The sequence below is a fragment of the Flavobacterium sp. MMLR14_040 genome (genome assembly GCF_033657265.1).
GTDB lineage: Bacteria > Bacteroidota > Bacteroidia > Flavobacteriales > Flavobacteriaceae > Flavobacterium.
Map to the genome: position 1 here is coordinate 122,180 of NZ_JAWVWO010000003.1, position 17,701 is coordinate 139,880.

General features: G+C 33.8%; 21 protein-coding genes. All 21 read right to left on the reverse strand.

The window, feature by feature from the left end; genetic code table 11:
* Nucleotides 1-7: 7 nt before the first annotated feature.
* Nucleotides 8-793 carry a polysaccharide deacetylase family protein gene (locus SD960_RS05725; RefSeq protein ID WP_318801388.1) on the reverse strand — a complete coding sequence of 262 codons (786 nt, stop codon included), beginning with the start codon at nt 791-793 and terminating at the stop codon, nt 8-10.
* Nucleotides 790-1,857: a beta-ketoacyl synthase N-terminal-like domain-containing protein gene (locus SD960_RS05730; protein WP_318801389.1), complete on the reverse strand. Its 1,068-nt coding sequence runs from the start codon at nt 1,855-1,857 to the stop codon at nt 790-792. Before SD960_RS05730 ends, SD960_RS05725 begins: the two co-directional genes overlap by 4 nt.
* Complete coding sequence (locus tag SD960_RS05735) at nt 1,848-3,050, reverse strand: beta-ketoacyl-[acyl-carrier-protein] synthase family protein (protein WP_318801390.1); 1,203 nt, start codon at nt 3,048-3,050, stop codon at nt 1,848-1,850. The genes SD960_RS05730 and SD960_RS05735 overlap by 10 nt, the downstream gene beginning before the upstream one ends.
* A 180-nt stretch (nt 3,051-3,230) precedes the next feature.
* On the reverse strand, nt 3,231-3,488 hold the full coding sequence (locus tag SD960_RS05740; protein ID WP_042564839.1) for a phosphopantetheine-binding protein: 258 nt from the start codon (nt 3,486-3,488) through the stop codon (nt 3,231-3,233).
* A gap of 2 nt (nt 3,489-3,490) precedes the next feature.
* Complete coding sequence (locus tag SD960_RS05745) at nt 3,491-4,105, reverse strand: 3-oxoacyl-ACP synthase (protein ID WP_318801391.1); 615 nt, start codon at nt 4,103-4,105, stop codon at nt 3,491-3,493.
* Nucleotides 4,106-4,175: 70 nt separating this feature from the next.
* Entirely contained in the window at nt 4,176-4,787 is a 612-nt protein-coding gene (locus SD960_RS05750) for a hypothetical protein (RefSeq protein WP_318801392.1), read from the reverse strand.
* A 152-nt stretch (nt 4,788-4,939) separates the two neighbouring features.
* Complete coding sequence (locus SD960_RS05755) at nt 4,940-6,079, reverse strand: beta-ketoacyl synthase N-terminal-like domain-containing protein (protein WP_318801393.1); 1,140 nt, start codon at nt 6,077-6,079, stop codon at nt 4,940-4,942.
* Between the two features lie 114 nt (nt 6,080-6,193).
* Nucleotides 6,194-6,643: an acyl-CoA thioesterase gene (locus tag SD960_RS05760; protein ID WP_318801394.1), complete on the reverse strand. Its 450-nt coding sequence runs from the start codon at nt 6,641-6,643 to the stop codon at nt 6,194-6,196.
* Nucleotides 6,618-7,901 (reverse strand): ABC transporter permease, encoded by a 1,284-nt coding sequence (locus tag SD960_RS05765; RefSeq protein WP_318801395.1) that lies wholly within the window; start codon nt 7,899-7,901, stop codon nt 6,618-6,620. Before SD960_RS05765 ends, SD960_RS05760 begins: the two co-directional genes overlap by 26 nt.
* Nucleotides 7,891-8,589 carry an ABC transporter ATP-binding protein gene (locus tag SD960_RS05770; protein ID WP_318801396.1) on the reverse strand — a complete coding sequence of 233 codons (699 nt, stop codon included), beginning with the start codon at nt 8,587-8,589 and terminating at the stop codon, nt 7,891-7,893. Before SD960_RS05770 ends, SD960_RS05765 begins: the two co-directional genes overlap by 11 nt.
* A 60-nt stretch (nt 8,590-8,649) precedes the next feature.
* Nucleotides 8,650-9,648 carry a BtrH N-terminal domain-containing protein gene (locus tag SD960_RS05775; RefSeq protein WP_318801397.1) on the reverse strand — a complete coding sequence of 333 codons (999 nt, stop codon included), beginning with the start codon at nt 9,646-9,648 and terminating at the stop codon, nt 8,650-8,652.
* The gene (locus SD960_RS05780; protein WP_318801398.1) at nt 9,648-10,052 is read right to left on the reverse strand and encodes a hypothetical protein; all 405 of its coding nucleotides are present in this window, start codon (nt 10,050-10,052) and stop codon (nt 9,648-9,650) included. The genes SD960_RS05775 and SD960_RS05780 overlap by 1 nt, the downstream gene beginning before the upstream one ends.
* Before the next feature lie 18 nt (nt 10,053-10,070).
* A complete protein-coding gene (locus SD960_RS05785) occupies nt 10,071-10,379 on the reverse strand; it encodes a hypothetical protein (RefSeq protein ID WP_318801399.1) in 309 nt (102 codons plus the stop codon).
* The gene (locus SD960_RS05790) at nt 10,380-10,841 is read right to left on the reverse strand and encodes an ABC transporter permease (RefSeq protein ID WP_318801400.1); all 462 of its coding nucleotides are present in this window, start codon (nt 10,839-10,841) and stop codon (nt 10,380-10,382) included.
* A gap of 7 nt (nt 10,842-10,848) precedes the next feature.
* On the reverse strand, nt 10,849-11,280 hold the full coding sequence (locus SD960_RS05795) for a hypothetical protein (protein ID WP_318801401.1): 432 nt from the start codon (nt 11,278-11,280) through the stop codon (nt 10,849-10,851).
* Nucleotides 11,280-12,413, reverse strand: a complete 1,134-nt coding sequence (locus SD960_RS05800; protein ID WP_318801402.1) for a beta-ketoacyl-ACP synthase III — start codon at nt 12,411-12,413, stop codon at nt 11,280-11,282. The genes SD960_RS05795 and SD960_RS05800 overlap by 1 nt, the downstream gene beginning before the upstream one ends.
* A 16-nt stretch (nt 12,414-12,429) precedes the next feature.
* A complete protein-coding gene (locus SD960_RS05805; protein WP_318801403.1) occupies nt 12,430-13,332 on the reverse strand; it encodes a dialkylrecorsinol condensing enzyme DarA in 903 nt (300 codons plus the stop codon).
* Nucleotides 13,333-13,376: 44 nt separating this feature from the next.
* Nucleotides 13,377-15,053: an NAD(P)/FAD-dependent oxidoreductase gene (locus SD960_RS05810; RefSeq protein ID WP_318801856.1), complete on the reverse strand. Its 1,677-nt coding sequence runs from the start codon at nt 15,051-15,053 to the stop codon at nt 13,377-13,379.
* 200 nt (nt 15,054-15,253) lie between these two features.
* Nucleotides 15,254-16,138, reverse strand: coding sequence for a lipid A biosynthesis acyltransferase (locus SD960_RS05815; RefSeq protein ID WP_318801404.1), 885 nt, complete (start codon nt 16,136-16,138; stop codon nt 15,254-15,256).
* Nucleotides 16,138-16,392, reverse strand: coding sequence for an acyl carrier protein (locus SD960_RS05820; RefSeq protein WP_318801405.1), 255 nt, complete (start codon nt 16,390-16,392; stop codon nt 16,138-16,140). The genes SD960_RS05815 and SD960_RS05820 overlap by 1 nt, the downstream gene beginning before the upstream one ends.
* 4 nt (nt 16,393-16,396) lie before the next feature.
* Nucleotides 16,397-17,620: a beta-ketoacyl-[acyl-carrier-protein] synthase family protein gene (locus SD960_RS05825; protein WP_073394505.1), complete on the reverse strand. Its 1,224-nt coding sequence runs from the start codon at nt 17,618-17,620 to the stop codon at nt 16,397-16,399.
* Between the last annotated feature and the right edge of the window lie 81 nt (nt 17,621-17,701).

Here is a 17,701-nt window from a genome sequence, read left to right on the forward strand (position 1 = left end):
ATCTGCTTTATCCGCGTTCAATATCATAAGCTTTAAGATTCAAAAGTTCTTCGGTCGAAATCACTTTATAATTGTTTTGCTGTAAAAATTGCAAAAACTGTTCCAATACAAAAACAGAGTGAGGTGCCGTATCATGCAAAAGTACGATTCCGCCGGGAGAAATGCGTTTTATTATGCGATTGAAAATTAAACTTTGATTTTTTGTTCCCCCGTCAAGCGAACGAATATTCCAGCCAATAACTTTATGTCCGGTTTTTTTAAGAGCTCTCCGAATCGAAGGCGTCGTGACTCCGTAAGGCGGACGAAAGAAATTTATTTTTTTTGAAGTATATTTTTCTAAAAGCGCATCCGTTTTTTCAATTTCTTCCCTGATTTTTTTTGCATTATAAAAATCAAAAAAAGGAGAATGGTTGTACGAATGATTTCCAACCAAATGTCCTTCGGCAATAACTTGTTTTAGAATTTCAGGATGGGTTTCAATATTTTTTCCGATACAGAAAAATGTAGCTTTTACATTGTATTTTTTTAGAAGTTCTAAAATTTCCAAAGTAAAAACACTTGGCCCGTCATCAAAAGTAATGGCAATTTTTTTTTCTGTTTCAGATGGATTATTGCAGTATGCTTTTACGTGATAATCAGAAGATATTCGGGCAGAACCAACAGCATTAATTCCTAACCAAATCAAAATAATAAAAACAAACCACCATATATTTATTGCTGTATAAAAATTCAAAAGAAACAATAAAAGCAATAAAAGGACAAAAAATAGTGATATGTTTTTGTGCGTTATCATTTTGAGATTAACGTAAAACTATGATTTTTTCCGTTTAACTGATTGTATAATAAAATGGTTTTATAAGCTGGTTTTTCAACCGAATTCACTTTTATAATTTCCGGAATTTCCTGAGTTTTCAAAACTTTAGCTGCCATCCACAAAGCGAAAGCCGAAGCCGTATCATATTCGCCGCTTAAATGTTTGTAATACAATTGAGGTGTATTTGCAAAAGCATTTTCGCCAAGATTTTTATAATAATTTTCAAAATCTATGTTTCCGTCAAAGCCTAAAACCAAGGCGTCAATATCTGAAATGTCTAAATTATTTGATTTTAAAAAAGATAATGTTTCTGCTTCAACTTCGTTTGCTTCCAAAGTATTTAGAATATTGACATCCAAAATTTCTGCATAAGTAGTTTCTTTTCTTTCATTTTCTAAAACAAAAAAACTAGCGCCTTCTCCATAAACCGCTCCGCTTGTATCAGAATCTAAAAGATTGTAAGGCTGTTGATTGTCTGGTTTTATTCTTCCTGACAATTTAAAAAGTGCCGTTGTATAATCACCATTTTCATCAACTCCGCCAACCAAAACCGATTGCGCTTCGTCTTCTTCGATTTGCATTTTAGCATCAATAAGAGCAGATTCAAAAGAAACAGCCCCGTTTACATATGTAAAATTATACCCTTTGCATTGTTGTAAAAGTGCAATTTGCGCACCAACAGTATTATGCGTAGATTGAATAAAAGATGTTGGTGTTAAAAATTCTTCGTTATTATCTAAAATGTTTTTCAGGAATTTTTCAGAATCTTCGATACATCCTAAACCTGTTCCGGTAATAATGGCGTCTACATTTTCAATATTTGCATCTTTCATGGCTATTGCCGAAGCTACAATTCCGTTTTTTACTCCTTTTGCCATTCTTCGGGCGGCGGCAGGCGAAATAAAATCTTTGTAAACCGGCGGAACGATTTTAAGCACGTTCTCGTCATGATTGTGTACCGCTTCTTCTAAAAAAACAGTATCAAATGTTTTTTGAGTCGAAATACAGCCGATTCCATTTATATATGTTTTTTTTAATTGCATTTTGAAAATATAAGAGTAGAACAATTTCCTCCAAAACCAAAAGAGTTGGATAAAACGTGATCGATATTTTTATTTAGTAATGAAGTTTGTGGCTTCAAATCAAATTCTTCCATTGGCGTTTCAAAATTCAAATTCGGGTAAACCACGCCATTTTGAATGGCCAACACACTGTAAACTGCTTCAATTGCTGCAGCTGCTGCCAATGTATGTCCGGTAAAAGGTTTTGTCGAGCTAAAATCGGGAACTTTTTCATCCTCATAAATTCTCTTTATAGCTCTTCCTTCAGATAAATCATTATTGGGAGTTGCAGTTCCGTGCACGTTGATGTAATCAATTTGAGACGGTTTTAAACCCGAAACTTCAAACGCTTTTTTCATAGCTAAATAAGCGCCATCTCCATTTTCTGAAGAAGCAGTTTGGTGAAAAGCGTCGTTTGCATTTCCATAACCGGAAACACGCGCCAATACTTTTTTATTTTGGTTCTGAACAACTTCATCAGATTCTAAAACCAAATATGCAGCGGCTTCACCAAGATTTAATCCTTTACGGTTATTGTCAAAAGGTTTGTTATAATCATCAGATAAAATCATTAAAGTTTTAAATCCGTTGATGGTAAATTTCGCCAAACCATCAGTTCCGCCCACGATAACGCGATCCAGTTTTCCGGTTTTGATTAAACGAGCACCCAACATAATGGCATTTGCTGCAGAGGAGCAAGCGGTACTTATGGTAGTAACAATTCCCTTTAAACCTAATTCTTCGGCAATCTTATCAGCGACATCTCCTCCATCATGACAAGTAATGTATTTAACAAGTTCAGGATGAGTGAAATAATTGTAATAATGTTTTTCAGTCATGTCCATTCCGCCCACACTTGTAGCCGAAATAAGTCCGGTTCTGAATTCATTTATAGATGTAATTCCTGCATTTTCAACAGCTTGTCTGGCAGCTAAAGTACCAATCATAGCCGTTCTCGAAAAATTATTATCTTCTGTAAGGTTCAATTCGGTAACCAATTCTTCATTGGTTTTTTTAATTTCACCTACTTTAATAATATCGGCGTGAACAGTCGAAATATTATCGATATGGGTAACGCCAATTTTATTTTTAATTAACGAAATATAATTTTCTTCGACTGAATTTCCAATCGAAGAAATAATTCCCATTCCCGTTATAGCAACACCTTTATTCATTTTAGATTTCTGATTTTAGATTGTAGATTATTCAATCTTTGTCAAAGTTTAAAACTTTGACAAAGATTTTTAAAATTTTAATTTAGACTATTGTTTAGGTTTGCAAAAACGAAACCATTGAATTAGAATTTTAAATATTCGCTTTAAGAATCTAAAATCTAAAGTCTAAAATCTACAATACTATTTAGTTCTGTTAGCACTAATATAAGCAGCCATACTTTCTATAGATTGGAAAATGGTTTTTCCTTCTTTAGGGTCAACCAATTTAATACCATAATCTTTATCTAAAATCACGATCAATTCAAGCGCATCAATCGAGTCTAAACCTAAACCGTCTCCAAACAAAGGATCGTTATCAGCAATATCCTCAATTGCAATATCTTCAAGGTTAAGAGTGGTAATGATTTTGTTTTTTAATTCTTCTTTTAATGCTTCCATGATTATTTATATAATGTATTGATAGTTTCGTTTTTATATTTTTCGTTTTCTTCTTTACTAATGGTGCAAAGAAATGCTTTATAATTGTCATTAAAAAATTCAACCCAGCCGCAAAGCACTGTTTCTGCTTTGTTTGAATTCAGTAAAATATTAGAATAATTCGACATAAATTCAGGATTGAAGGCCTCAAATATAAAGAAAGAATTTTCACTTTTCAGCTGATGACGAATACTTATTTCGCCCAGACAAATATTTGGCAGTGTATAAACGAAAACCGCCGGACTCGGAAAATAGTTTTCTTTGTCAGAAATAGATTCCTGATACTTAACATCTGTATCTAAACTCGACGACTTATTGGCCAAAACCAAAGCAATATTATTTTCTTTTTCCGCAGAAATCATTGGACTCAAAAGCAATTCAGATCCTAAAAAAGCTAATTTGCTCAAAGCATCCATTTTGAAAAACTTTGGGTATTGCATGTCAAAATTACGATATGTCTGCTTGGAAAAATCACCGAAATCGGTTGGTTCAATTTTGAATACAGAAGTTCCGTTCAAAACAATTTCGTTGTTTTGGATGGTGATGTAATCTTGTATGTAGGTTTTATTTTGAGTCATTGTTTTTATTTAACACTAATTCCACAAATTGGCACGGATTCTTTTTTGGTTTAAAATTTCACAAATTAATTTAAGAAACCCAAGTTTGATTAATATTTGTAATATGCCATTTACCGGATTTATTTTCAATTGTAATTTCAAATCCTCTTCCACATTTTCCACCTCCGCATGAAGCGCTGGCAATGATAGTTCCCAAAGATTTATTTTTATTAAACTTAATATTAGAAATCTCAATCGTACCAACTGGCATTCCGCTTTTTTTATCTTCTATATTCCAAAATCGTTCTTCGGGAAATTTGGAGGTATATTGAAAATCAAATTTTTTATTATTTTGAAAAGGCGTTAAATCAAATTTATCATTCCTAATTTTATTGTTTACTACAAAATCATAAACGCCAATTAAAATTCTGTTTTTGTCATTTTTAATACTGTCTTGCTCAATCTGATATCTTTTTAATTTTTCATGATATCCGATTGTGTCTTCTTCATTAGTTTTAAAATCTAGCCTTGGCATTTGCGGTGGTTCCATTGTTCTTCGATCCATATAAATAGAATCTACAATTTCCACAAAAACACTATTCAAGACCTCTTTTTCAAAATCAGATTCAGACACTTCTTTCTTTTTACATCCAAAAGATGAAAGAAGGACTAGAGATATAAATATGAATTTTGATAATCTCACTTTTTAATTCAGTTATTTTGAACTTGTAAATTTTCCTTACAAGTTGAAATTTTTCTTGCTGAACTGTTCGGAATTTCCGAACAGTTCAAAAGGATAGTATTTAAACAAAAATTCAAAGAATTTAATCCGTGAAAATTAGTGTAATTCGTGTTTTATTTTATCTTTTCAAAAACCACGGCCGTATTGCAACCTCCAAATCCGGAAGCTGTTTTCAGGAAATAATTAATAGTGGCCTCTTCATTTTTCTCAATAACATTTATCGTTTCGCTTACGCCGATTTCGTCAAAACCCTTCGATTCAAAAAGCATATTTTTATTCGCGGATTCAATGGCAATTACGGTTTCTAATAATCCCGAAGCGCCTAATGTGTGACCGTAAAATCCTTTTAAACTATTTATGGGAGCATTTTGCAAATTTAAACGGCTTAGTGCAATCGCTTCCATTTCGTCATTAAAAGGAGTTGCGGTTCCGTGAGCCGAAATATAATCTAATTTATCGGCATCAATTTGAGCTTCTTTCAACGCATTCTGAATACTTCTAAACAAACCTTCTCCCGTTCTTGACGGACCCGAAATATGATTGGCGTCGTTTATCGAACTGTCTCCAATCACTTTTATTTTAGCGTCTTTGGCTTCCGCCGAAATTAAAACTGCAGCCGTTGCTTCTCCTAAACTTACGCCGGTTCTGTTTTTAGAATACGGTTTACAAGGCAAATCGCTCATCGCCTGAAAAGCATTAAATCCGGATAAAACAAACTCAGAAACTTCGTCGCCGGCAACAACAAAAATGTTATCGTAAAGCTCTGACTGAATCATTCTTTTGGCAACTGAAACGGCTAAAATTCCGGAAACGCAGGCATTTGAAACTACAATTGGCTGTGTTTGGAATCCAAAGAAATCAGCAATATTTTTTGCTAAAACATCTAAATGTGCGTTATTGAAACTTGCTTCAGAATCCTCTTTTAATGCCGTAACATTTCCTTTTGTTGTCGAAAGAATAAAAGCAGTTTTTGAATTTAATTCAATTCCAGAATTTTTGATAATCGGCTCTAGAGCCAAAATCATCATTTTCTCTAAGCGGGAATATTTTTGGTCAGTGCTGATTTTTTCAAAAGCACTGTTTATTTTTTCAGTAAAAATAATAGAGGCGTAGAACGAATTTGGCATTAAAGAAACATCTCCGTGCAATTGAATTCCGGATTCACCACGTAAAATAGCTTCAACATTTGATTGAACATCAAAACCTAGAGGAGTAATGCAATTGGTTTCGGTGATGTATATTTCTCTTATCATTTTATCTTTTTTTCTTGCCTTAAAAATGGGTCACAGATTGTACGGATTAAACAGATTTACACAGATTTTTTTATTTCTTAATTCGTGAAAATTAGCGCAATTCGTGTTTATCTTTTATTTTAATAATCCAACTTTTCGTTTCCATTCTTCATAAAAAGGCGGATTCGTCAACATTAAATTTCCGTCTTTATCTAAAAATACCTGAACCGTTTCTCCTGTACAGGCAACTTCTCCTTTGGCGTCAATTATTCTAAAACGATAAATCATTTTTGCAGCAGGAGTATCGACAACCGTTGTTTCGATTGTGACCACATCGCCGTAGCGCAGAGATAATTTATGTTGGCATTTTGATTCTACAATTGGAGTAGTGTAACCCGTGTTACCAATATCTAAATAAGTAAGTCCGTGTTCGCGTCCAAAAGCTTCTCGTCCATCTTCAAAATAGGTAATATAATTGCCATGCCAAACGATTCCAAGCGGATCAGTTTCGTTAAAACGAATTCTGATTTCGTGAGAAACGGTTAGGGAAGTGGCTTCGTTATACTGTTCTTTTCTTTTTGTCATAAAATAATGCGATGGATGTTGTGATAATAAAAAACAAAAACAATAAACTTATTTTTGGTATGATTTCTAAGAAAGAGGTGTTGCGCAATAAAACATCATAAAAACCTTCTAATGCCCAGTTCATTGGTGATGATTTGGCAATTATCTGCATGATTTTTGGCATCGCAAAAACAGGAACCCAAACACCGCCAATTGCCGCTAAAATAATAACACTTGTCGCGCCAAACGGAGCAGATTGTTCCTGAGTGCTGGCAACGGTTCCTAATAAAATTCCGAAACCGATTGCTGCAAATCCGGAGAATAAGGCAACAATGCTCATCAAAAATAAATGACCTTCGATATTTAACGGAGGCAAACCAATATGCGGAAACAAAAATATTGCTACAGCAACCATCATATAAAACTGAATCATGCAAATGATAGAATATGTAATGGTTTTTCCGATAAAGACAATTAGGTTGGATACCGGATTTGTTCTTAATCGAACAAAAGTTCCCTGCGTTTTTTCTTTTACAATATTAATAGACAACGGAATTACGATAAAAAATATCGCAAAAAGTGTCCAGGCCGGAACGTTATGCTGAACCGAATTTGGCAATACTTCTTTGTTGTTTATTTTCGGAATTATTTCTTTGAAAGTAATGAAACTTTTTTGTTCAAATTTGGCATTTCCTTCTCCCAATTGATTTTGAAAAGTAGTATAAATTGATTTTGTTTCGATTTGAGAAATCATTTTGTCAATCGAATTCATCACAGCATTTTTAAAACTCAATTGAACCGCCGGATCAAAATAAAGTTTTACCTCTTTTTGTTTGATATCTTTTGGAGCCGCTAGTGGAGCGTCGCTACTTGTTAAACCGATGCTGCTCACAATGTTTTCTACATTCTGATCAATTTTTGCCTGTAAATCTGTACTTAAGTTTTCGGGAATTACAATCGCCAACTGAAACTTTCCTTTGTAAACGGCTTCTCTGGCAACATCTTCTGTAATGGGTTTATTGTCTATTTGCGTGACAACACTAAACAACTGACTTTTTTCAAGGTTATCAAAAACAGTTTTAGAAACAGAACCGTTGTCTTTATCGACCAATAAAATCTGAATTTTATTATCGCTAATGGTTTTAAAAGTACTGTCTTGTATTAAGGTAACCGTGATTACAAGTACCAATGGCATGATAAACAAAATAATCAATCCGCCTAAATCTCGTTTTAGCAACAAGAATTCTTTTACAATCGACATCCAAATTTTATTGACCATCTCTAAATTCTTTACCGGTTAATGAAATAAAAACGTCTTCAAGATTTCGTGCTTCATTTGTAGAAGCAATCAAACTTGACGGTGTTCCCTGGGCGTAAATTTGGCCCCGGTCTAAAATGGCAATATTGGTGCAAAAATCTTCGGCTTCAGCCAAATGATGCGATGTATATATAATAGTTGTTCCGTTTTGGTTTAAAAATTTCAAATAATCGATTATAGCATTTTTCGACTGGACATCAACACCAACGGTTGGTTCATCCAAAAACAAAACTTTAGGATTGTGCAAAATACCTGCAATCAGATTAATTCTGCGTTTCATTCCGCCCGAAAAAGTTTCAATGCGTTTGTCGGCAAATTTTAATAATCCCAAAAGGTCTAAAGTTTCAATTACTTTATCTTTTAAGTAAGCGCCTTTTAAGCCATACATACTTCCAAAATAAAGCAAATTTTCGCGTGCCGTAAGGGTAGGATACAAAGCATATTCCTGAGGAACAACGCCAATAATTTTTTTGATTTTTCTGGAATGATTCGCGTAGTTCAAATCATTAATGGTAAAATGCCCCGAAGTTGGTTTGACCAATCCGCAAAGCATGGAAATTAAAGTGGTTTTTCCGGCGCCGTTTGGACCTAGTAAACCAAAAATTTCACCTTCGTTTATGTTTAGCGAAAAGTCGTTCAAAGAATACATTTCTGCATTTTTGTACTTTTTCGAAAGGGATTCTATTTTAATTATTGGCTGCAAAATATATTAGCTAATGGCTTGTTTTAGTTTTTTGAAAAAGATTTCTTCTCTGTTGGCGATATCCAAAAGTTCATCTGCGATGGTATTGTACGCATCTTCTTTTGCACTTCGATTTTTATAAATACGAGAAGCTTCAACGGCAAAATCACGCCATGAATCTCCAATTTGAGTCATTTCTTTCGAAAGTACTTTTAATTCTTCGTTATTTAAAATAACCGATGCTTCCTGTAAAAAAGCCGCATAAATAAAACGGAAACCGCCGCCCCCGGTTCCTATTTCTTCCTGCATACGCACCATTTGTGCCAAATAATGATTGGCTTTTTTAGTACCGTGTTTTATAGGCCATTTTCTAATTTGTTTCGATACAAATTTAATTCCGCGAACACCAACAATTGGCATAGGCGCCAGCATATCGCGACAGGTATTTTTGATTCCTTTAATGATCGCGCTTTTCAAATCAACGTCTTTCGGAATTTGAATTGGATAATACATTTGGCCTCTTGGAGCAAAAGCACCTTTGGCAAAACGAACTTTGTCCAATTCATCATGCGTAAGTGTGGTAACGGTTTCCATAACAGGATCACTCACTAAATAATCGGTTTCGGTTTTTCCGTAAACGACTAAATTGTGTGCGTTAAAATGAAAGCGATATTCATCAGGAAAATAACTTAAATGATACACGCCAACTTGTAATCCGGTTGGAATATTATTTTTTAGATTTTCATCCAATGCTTTGTTTGCATTTGTTGTCGATGAAAATTTTTGTCTTTTTATTTTTAAGTTTAAACGACTTGCCAGTTTATTAAAAATTTGTCCAGGCAAAGTTCTATAACTAATTGCGGGTGCATGATTTACTTTTATAAAAGGCAAATACACAAAAAAAAGTCCAGAACCAATACCAAAAACCATCGGTTCACTAATGTTGAGACCGTTGTTTTTTAACAAATTCGAAGCTACTCCGTTTTCGCAATGAGCAGATTGATGATGTGTGAAATTAACTTGCATTAGTCTGTTTTAATATTTTTTAATTCTTCTACCGAAATGTCAAAAGCATCGGCATATTTTTTTAAAATTTTATCGTTTAATTTAGCAAAATTAGCGGGTTTAAAATGTCTTTTTACACGCCATTTCCAAAGTCCAACGTAACTTGCCAAAATAGTCAAATCCATTTTGTTAAGTTCCATATAATAACAAATCGGACTTGCCTCGCCGGTTTCGACCTGCATTTTTGCTTCGGCGATTCGTTCGTTTATATCGTCAATAGAATTGGAAAGTGCAATTGTTTTTGGCTCCCAGCCTGTACTTAAAGTCGTGGTATAGTTTCCGTTTTCATCGGTTGCATACAAAAGTTCTTTAACGTTGTTTTTAGTTAAGTTGCTTTTGTCCTGCGGTACTTTTTCTTTTTCCATAGCATGTAATTTAATTCTTCAGAAATATAATGCCAATGCAATACATAAACTAATTATTAAAAATCCCAGATTAGCGAGCGCTAAATTTCTTTCTTTTTTTACAAATAAATAAATCATTTCTACGAGCAATCCCAAATAGAACATCTGACTTATTAGAAATATCATAATAAACATTCCCAAACCTCCATCAACATGTTTATGTCCGTTTTCGTCACAAAATTTATGAGGATCGAAGGTGAAATACCAAAATAAAAAAACCGATCCTGTCAGTAAAATCAAAATTCCAATTCGGATCAAAAGATGTAAAATGATCTTTTTAGAACTCATTTACACCGACATTGTTTTTTGAATGAACAAATTAATTTCGCATTCTAAAAGTTTTTTATCGTCTGATAAACTCTGGCAGCTCATCGTACATAAAGTATAATCTTCACCTACGAATTTCGAAACCAAATTTGCTTTGGTTATAATGGTATCACCCACTTTTGGCAATTCGTGTATTTTTAAATTTTTGATTGCGCTGATAAAACCAAGAACATTTACGTTTTCATTTTCGGTTCCGTCATCTTCAAAAAAATATTTTTTACCTACAATTGACGAACAGGTTTGTGCTGTATTTTCGATTAAACCGGCTTCAATAAAAACACCTTTATCAACAAAAATATTGTCGTCTTTTATCAAAAAGATAGTTTCTACAAAGTCTGATTCAATTTCCAAAATTAAATCCACCATAAGCAACGGTGCCCGGTGTGGTAAATAATTCTGAATGTCGACAGCAGCAATATTCATACTTCTATTATTTGGCTAAAACGGTTTTCATTTGTCCTTTAGCGATTTCTTCATTGTTTAAAGTCGTAACGATATCAACCAAAGTAATTCCGCCAAATTCTTGTAAAATAGTTACGGTTGACTGAATTGTATCGTTTATTTCGGGTAATTTTTTTATTTCAATGTCTTTAATAGAACCAATGTATCCTGTTGGAGCAATTTCGTTTCTTAAAAAAAATCCGTAACCGGTATGCAATGCAACAGATTGCGCCATATGTTCGATTAAACCGGCTTCTAAAAAAGTATTATTATCAAAAAAAATATTGTCGTTTTTAATCTGTAATCCCGAAACCAATGAAGTTTCGGTAAACGAATACATTTTATCTACCATAACAAAAGGAAACTTTTGAGGCAGTAAATTTTCGACAGCATTTTTTTCTAAAAGTAAAGTTCTTTCCATTAACAAACGGTTAAATAAGCATACGCAAAAGAAAATCTTCCACTTTCAGGAACAGATAAAAGAATACGATCGCCTTTTTTTAGTTTTCCAGAATTCATCAATTCTTCTACAGCCAAATAAATAGAGGCAGAACCTACATTTCCTACTCTTGAAAGGTTCATAAACCATTTCTCATCAGCCATTCCTATTCCTTTTTCGCTTAATCCTTTTTTTAATCCTTCGACAAAAAAGTTAGATGAAACGTGCGGAATAAAATAATCAACCTGATCTGATGTAATATTATTTTTAGTCATGGCATCATACATACTGTCAGCTCCTTTAGAAAGTATAAATTCGTCCAATAATTTTACGTCTTGTTTAATAGCAAAAACAGATTCGTTTAGCAATTCTTCCGGCTCATAATCGCTCCACGATTTAATCTCACCGTTTTCTAATTTGTCTCCACCGGCATACATACAAGTCTCTAATTCAAAGGCATAAGAAAAAGCTTCCATCCATTCGATTTTTAGGGAAATGTCTCCGCTTGGTTTATTTTCCAATAAAAAAGCTCCGGCACCATCTGATAACATCCAACGTAAAAAATCTTTTTTGAAAGCAATAATTGGCTGCTCTTCAAGGGTTTTTAAGTTGCTTACTTCCTGACTGTATTTTTTAGCAATTAGCCAGGTCGAAACTTTTTCTGATCCTGTACAAACAGCGTTTTTAGAATTTCCTGATCTTACAGACAGGAAACCAAATTTTAATGAATTCATTCCGGCACAACAAACTCCTGTTGAAGAGTTTAATTCTACCGATTTATTTTGAAGTAAACCATGAACCATTGCGGCGTGTGACGGAAGGAAAATATCAGGTGTTGAGGTTCCACAAGAAAGTACTTCTAAATCCTGAGCTGTGAAATTTTCATCAAATAACTGCACAATTGCATTGCGGGTTAATTCGGCATTGCTGTGTGTGCTTTTTCCCGTTTTGTCTACGGCATAATAGCGGCTTAAAATTTTATTATTGCGTAAAATAATACGTCTTGCTTTAGAAGCGGTATCATTAATAAGACCTAAATAACTTTCCATTTCATCATTTGAAACAGCTTCGTTTGGCAAAAATTTTGCGGCTTTGGTAATATATACTTCAAACATAATCTACTTTCGTCTTCTAAACTCCTTTATAATATTGAGTTTCTTTTTTTATGGTTTTTAACTTAATGGGGTATGTAATAAGGTGCAATATATACACTATTGGTGAGATTAACCATATCGCAAGGAATAAATAAACATTAAATACTTTAAGAAGCAGTTTTCTGTTATTTTTATTTTTATAAATCAGATTTGACCATTTATTAAAAATTTTATTCGCTGTTTTGTCAACAGTAACAAGATATGAGCTAATTTTTACCGCACCTATTCCTGTTAATTTTGGTTGTAAATTCCTGAGATTGTCTTGTTGAAACTCAGAAAGCATCACTTTTCCAAATTTTTCCGATTCCTGTATGTCTTTTTCTGAAACTCCCGGTAGTGGGAAAATTCCCAGATATTTTTTCTTTACTCCGGAGAACATCCATTCGACAATCGTAATAACACTAATCAGGTTTCCAACTCTGTCAACCAAAGCTACATTCCCTACTAATTGTGCGTTGGCTTCTTTTAGTAAAACTTTAATTTTTTCCTGAGCCATAATCCACATATTACGAGAACCGCTAATGGTAATAACCGGCGTATCGTTTAATAGTTTTTTTCCGTCGGCACTTTTTAGAAATGAGTTTATCGGAATTGATGGTGACAAATACCAAACCTGATAATGAAAAAGAACCAGGTCAAATTTTGTATTTAAAATTTCTTCCGGTACTGGTTTTAGTTCTCGTGGAATTTGAAGAAAAGATTCCGGAAAAGCATCAAAAAAAGAATCCTTGTCCCACGGAAAGGGGAAGGGTTTTTCTAATTGAATTTCGTGAAATGTCACCTTTATATCTTCTGAATTTAAGAAGGGTTTTGCAATATTTCGTGCAATTTCTTCCAATTGTCCGGATTGGGAGTAATAAACAACAAGAACATTTTTCATTTTAGATTGGTGGCTTTTTGGTTTAGTTGCAAAAGTAATTAATTTTATGAGACAAATTTCCTGATTTTATCGCTTCGTTTTGTATGAACCCAATCGGGCCATGAAGCAGCATCTTCGGCATCATAAATTCTGATTTTTTGGTTTTCATCTTCAATTAATAAATCGTCTGAAGTGCATCCTAAAATGGCTGCAGCGGCTGCAACACCAGAGTACGAAGCACCTGCAACGCCGTGAGATAAAGTACATGAACCGCAAAGAAACAAATTCTCAATTTCGGTTTTGTTTTTATACGCAAAAGGGCCAACCTGATTTAAGGTTTTTTCGGTTCCGTAAACATTTCCTTTTGTCGAATTAATGTAAAACTCGTTTGTTTTTGGAGTTCCTAATTCTGCCTGAATAATATGCTGTTTTGCATTCGGAATTATCTTCTCAACATTATTCAGCAATTTATTAGTGATTTTTTCCTTAAAGATTTTATACTCTTCGTTATGATAATCTTCTAAACCATTAAAATCTTTTAAATGATCGTAATTGACATAAGTAACAATTTCGAAATTATGATATCTTCCGTTAAAACTGGCAGGATCTTTAAGCGTTGTACAACTAATAAAAACGGCAGGAAATGAATCTCCTTCGTCAATATTATTGCTCATTAAATTTTCGAAATTCTCATCGTCATGTTCATCTTTCATCATCCAGATGTTTCCGGAATCTATTTGAAACTGCGTAACGTCAATATCCAATGTCAAAAATAAAATTAGTGATGTAACAGAATATTTTGTTTTCTCTAATTTCTTAATCAGCGATTTACTTAAATGTTCTTTATCAATTAAATTTAAATAAGTGATGGAAGGATCAGCGTTTGAGACAATATTTTTAGCCAGAATTCTCTCGCCATTTTCAAGCTCAACGCCAAATGCTTTTTTATTTTCGATTAAAATTTTCTTGACATTTTGCTTAACCCTTACTTCTCCGTTATGTCTTTTTATTCCGTTTGTCATGGCTTTAACGATTCCGCCACCGCCGCCCATCGGATAAAAACCGCCATCAAAATAATGGTTCATAACAGAACAATGAACAGGAAAACACGCTCTGTTTGGAGGAAGTCCGTGATCGCCGCATTGAATATTGAGAACAGATTTTAACTTCGCATCTTTTACATGCCAGCCAATGACTTTTTTTAGAGGAAATAAGGCAAACTTACCAAAATGTTTGGTTCGGAAAGGAACCGTAATATTTTGCCAGAAACCTTTTAATTTTGGAATCAACTGCAGTTCATACGCTACTTTTTGAACAACAGTAAGATATTCATTTATATTTTTTTCTTCGTGTGGAAAATGAGAAGAAAGTGTTTTTTTAAGATTGTCGATTCCTGCCGGTAAGTCGAAAACTTCATCTCCAATTAAACAATGTTCATAGGCATTTTTGTTCATTCGAAAGAAAACCATGTCGTTTGCAATTCCCAAACCGCGATATAATTCATTAGTAGATTGGCCTTCTTCCATCAATCCTACATAATGAACACCGGGACTAAAACGCTGACCATTTAATGTAAAACTATGACTCCAGCCACCGGGAACGTAATGCTGTTCGAGTACTAAAACTTTTTGTCCTTCTCTTGCCAGACATATTGCAGTTGCTAAACCTCCAACTCCTGAACCGATGATAATTGTGTCAAATTCCTGCATATTCTGTTTTAAGCGTTTTAAGTATGAAAGAATGACTTTTAATTAAAAATTGAGAATTAAAAATTAAAAATTGTTTGGTGTGATCGCAAAGCTCGCAAAGTTTTTATGTAATGCTATGTTTAGAAAACACAAGTTCGCAAAGCTAAATTAATACAAAGCTTTGCGAACTTTGTATTTTTATAAAATCCGATTTGTATAAAAAACTTTGCGGACTTTGCGGTTAAATTATATGTTTATTTTGACTTTAACTGATTCCAGAAATCAAAATAATTAAACCATTGCAACGGATATTTTTGAAGCATAGATTCTACGCTTTCAACATATGATCTTAATAGTGCTTTTTCGTCACGATGTTTTACAACGGCCTCACGTGCGTATAAATGATAGTGTAAGTTGGTTTCTTTCATTACATAAACAAAAACAACCGGAACTTTTAAGCGCGATGCAATTAAAAACGGACCTGCCGGAAAATGAGCTTCTTCGCCTAATATTTTTTCTGACAGCGATTTTGTTCCTTCAAAATAACGATCGCCAGTAAAACAAACCAATTCATTATTGGCCAAAGCTGCATTTATCTCAAAAATATGAGACAAATCATCTTTGATAATGATGAATTTTACGGTAGGTTTTTGAGTAACACTTTCCAGATAATTCTTTATAGCAGAATGTTCTAAATCTGTAGTGACCAGATTAATTTGAAAATCGATGTCGATATCACCTAAAAAATGTTCGGCGATTTCAAAATTTCCAATATGGGCGCTAATTAAAACACCACCTTTTTTTTCTGCTAAAAGGTTTTTTAAAATTTCGATTCCGTCAAATTCGTAGGTAAATTTATTTCGCATTCCTGCCGAAATAGAAATTTTATCAATGATAGTTTGCCCAAAAGTGTAATAACTTTTGAAAACCATTTTTTTAGATTTGAAATTGGAATATTGCAGTCTTTCTTTAAAATAATAAGAAATTGCCCTGTTGCTTTTCTTTAAGAACAAAAAGTAATAAGAAGCAACAAAATAAAGTAACACATAAGCGGACTTGACACCCGCTTTTTGTATTAAAAAAACGAATATTTTATAGCCTAAAACTGTTCCTTTTGATTTGCCATCCCATTGACTCATTAAGCAGTTTTAGCTTTTAGTTTGTTTTCTATAAGGTCGTAGAAAGTTTGAAAAGAGGAAATCCCAACAAAATCAGCTTCAACTAATTTTACACCAAAGGTTGCTTCAATAGAAACAACTAAATCAACATAGTCTAAACTATCTAACCCTAGTGTATCTTTTAAATTTGCGTCTGGTTCAATGTCATCATTGTCTACTTCAAATTCATCAACCAAAAAACCATTAATTTTTTTTATTATTTCTTCTTTATTCATCGCTTCATTTAAACTTTTTAACTACCAGTGCAGAATTGGTTCCTCCAAATCCGAAGGAATTCGACAAAAATATATCAATTTTTCTATTTAACGTAGTTTTAACTAAATTTAATTTAGCAGAGTCTTCGTCTGTGTTTTCCAAATTGATATTGGGAGCTATAAAATCGTGCTGCATCATCAATGTTGAATAGATAATTTCGCTTGCTCCGGCCATCCAGCATTCGTGGCCAGTCATTGATTTTGTGGAGCTTACATAAGGATTACTTTCGCCAAAAACTTCAAAAATAGCTTTTGCTTCATTGCTGTCTCCAACAGGCGTTGAAGTCGCATGTGCATTGATATAATCGATATCGGCAGCTTTTAATTGTGCATCATCAAGCGCTCTTTGCATAGCAGTAGCCGGGCCTTCAACATTTGGAGTCGAAATATGACCGCCGTTTGAAGAGAATCCGTAACCGGCAACTTCTGCAATAATCGTTGCGCCACGAGCAATTGCCGATTCGTAGCTTTCTAATATTAACGTTGCACCGCCACCACTCGGGATTAATCCGTCGCGATCAGCATCAAAAGGTCTTGACGCTTTTTGAGGTTCGCCTTCTCTTGCAGAAAAAACACCCAAACCATCAAAACTGCACATGGCATATTTGTTGATTTCCTGTGCGCCTCCACAAATAATAATATCCTGAAAACCGCTTTTTATTAAAAAATAAGCCAATCCAATAGAATGGGAACCACTTGCACAAGCGGCACTTATGGTAAGATTAATACCACGAAGTTTAAAAATCGTAGACAAATTCATCGTTACTGTTGAATTCATCGATTTAAAAATTGCACCAGAACCAATTAGGGCTGTATCTTTTTTCTCACGAACAATATCTGTAGCATCGATAATAGCTTTTGAGACACTATCATTTCCGTACATAATACCCACTTCGCGATCGTCAAAAAAAGCGTCATCAATATTGGCATTTTTTAGTGCTTCGATGGTAGCCATGTACGCATATTCGGTTTCTTCACCAATACTCATACGTTGTCTTCTGGTCAATAAAGATTTTAAATCAGTTTTAGGCACCATACCCGTTAGGGCTGATTGAAAACCAAATTCTTTTCTTTCAGAATCAAACTGAATACCAGATTTTCCGTTATATAAAGACTCCTTTACTTCATCTAAAGAAGTACCTATACAGGAATAAATTCCCATTCCGGTAATTACAACTCTCTTATTCATGGTCTTTTTATAAGTAATTTTTTAATCCTTAAGTATATTTTTTAAACAAAGTAACCAAAGTTTTTTTAAATCTATTCTTTA

Coding starts and splice junctions, on each gene's coding strand:
- SD960_RS05725 (WP_318801388.1), bottom strand. CDS start 793: ATGATAACGCACAAAAACATATCACTATTTTTTGTCCTTTTATTGCTT.
- SD960_RS05730 (WP_318801389.1), bottom strand. CDS start 1,857: ATGCAATTAAAAAAAACATATATAAATGGAATCGGCTGTATTTCGACT.
- SD960_RS05735 (WP_318801390.1), bottom strand. CDS start 3,050: ATGAATAAAGGTGTTGCTATAACGGGAATGGGAATTATTTCTTCGATT.
- SD960_RS05740 (WP_042564839.1), bottom strand. CDS start 3,488: ATGGAAGCATTAAAAGAAGAATTAAAAAACAAAATCATTACCACTCTT.
- SD960_RS05745 (WP_318801391.1), bottom strand. CDS start 4,105: ATGACTCAAAATAAAACCTACATACAAGATTACATCACCATCCAAAAC.
- SD960_RS05755 (WP_318801393.1), bottom strand. CDS start 6,079: ATGATAAGAGAAATATACATCACCGAAACCAATTGCATTACTCCTCTA.
- SD960_RS05760 (WP_318801394.1), bottom strand. CDS start 6,643: ATGACAAAAAGAAAAGAACAGTATAACGAAGCCACTTCCCTAACCGTT.
- SD960_RS05765 (WP_318801395.1), bottom strand. CDS start 7,901: ATGGTCAATAAAATTTGGATGTCGATTGTAAAAGAATTCTTGTTGCTA.
- SD960_RS05770 (WP_318801396.1), bottom strand. CDS start 8,589: ATGTATTCTTTGAACGACTTTTCGCTAAACATAAACGAAGGTGAAATT.
- SD960_RS05775 (WP_318801397.1), bottom strand. CDS start 9,648: ATGCAAGTTAATTTCACACATCATCAATCTGCTCATTGCGAAAACGGA.
- SD960_RS05780 (WP_318801398.1), bottom strand. CDS start 10,052: ATGGAAAAAGAAAAAGTACCGCAGGACAAAAGCAACTTAACTAAAAAC.
- SD960_RS05785 (WP_318801399.1), bottom strand. CDS start 10,379: ATGAGTTCTAAAAAGATCATTTTACATCTTTTGATCCGAATTGGAATT.
- SD960_RS05790 (WP_318801400.1), bottom strand. CDS start 10,841: ATGAATATTGCTGCTGTCGACATTCAGAATTATTTACCACACCGGGCA.
- SD960_RS05795 (WP_318801401.1), bottom strand. CDS start 11,280: ATGGAAAGAACTTTACTTTTAGAAAAAAATGCTGTCGAAAATTTACTG.
- SD960_RS05800 (WP_318801402.1), bottom strand. CDS start 12,413: ATGTTTGAAGTATATATTACCAAAGCCGCAAAATTTTTGCCAAACGAA.
- SD960_RS05805 (WP_318801403.1), bottom strand. CDS start 13,332: ATGAAAAATGTTCTTGTTGTTTATTACTCCCAATCCGGACAATTGGAA.
- SD960_RS05815 (WP_318801404.1), bottom strand. CDS start 16,138: ATGAGTCAATGGGATGGCAAATCAAAAGGAACAGTTTTAGGCTATAAA.
- SD960_RS05820 (WP_318801405.1), bottom strand. CDS start 16,392: ATGAATAAAGAAGAAATAATAAAAAAAATTAATGGTTTTTTGGTTGAT.
- SD960_RS05825 (WP_073394505.1), bottom strand. CDS start 17,620: ATGAATAAGAGAGTTGTAATTACCGGAATGGGAATTTATTCCTGTATA.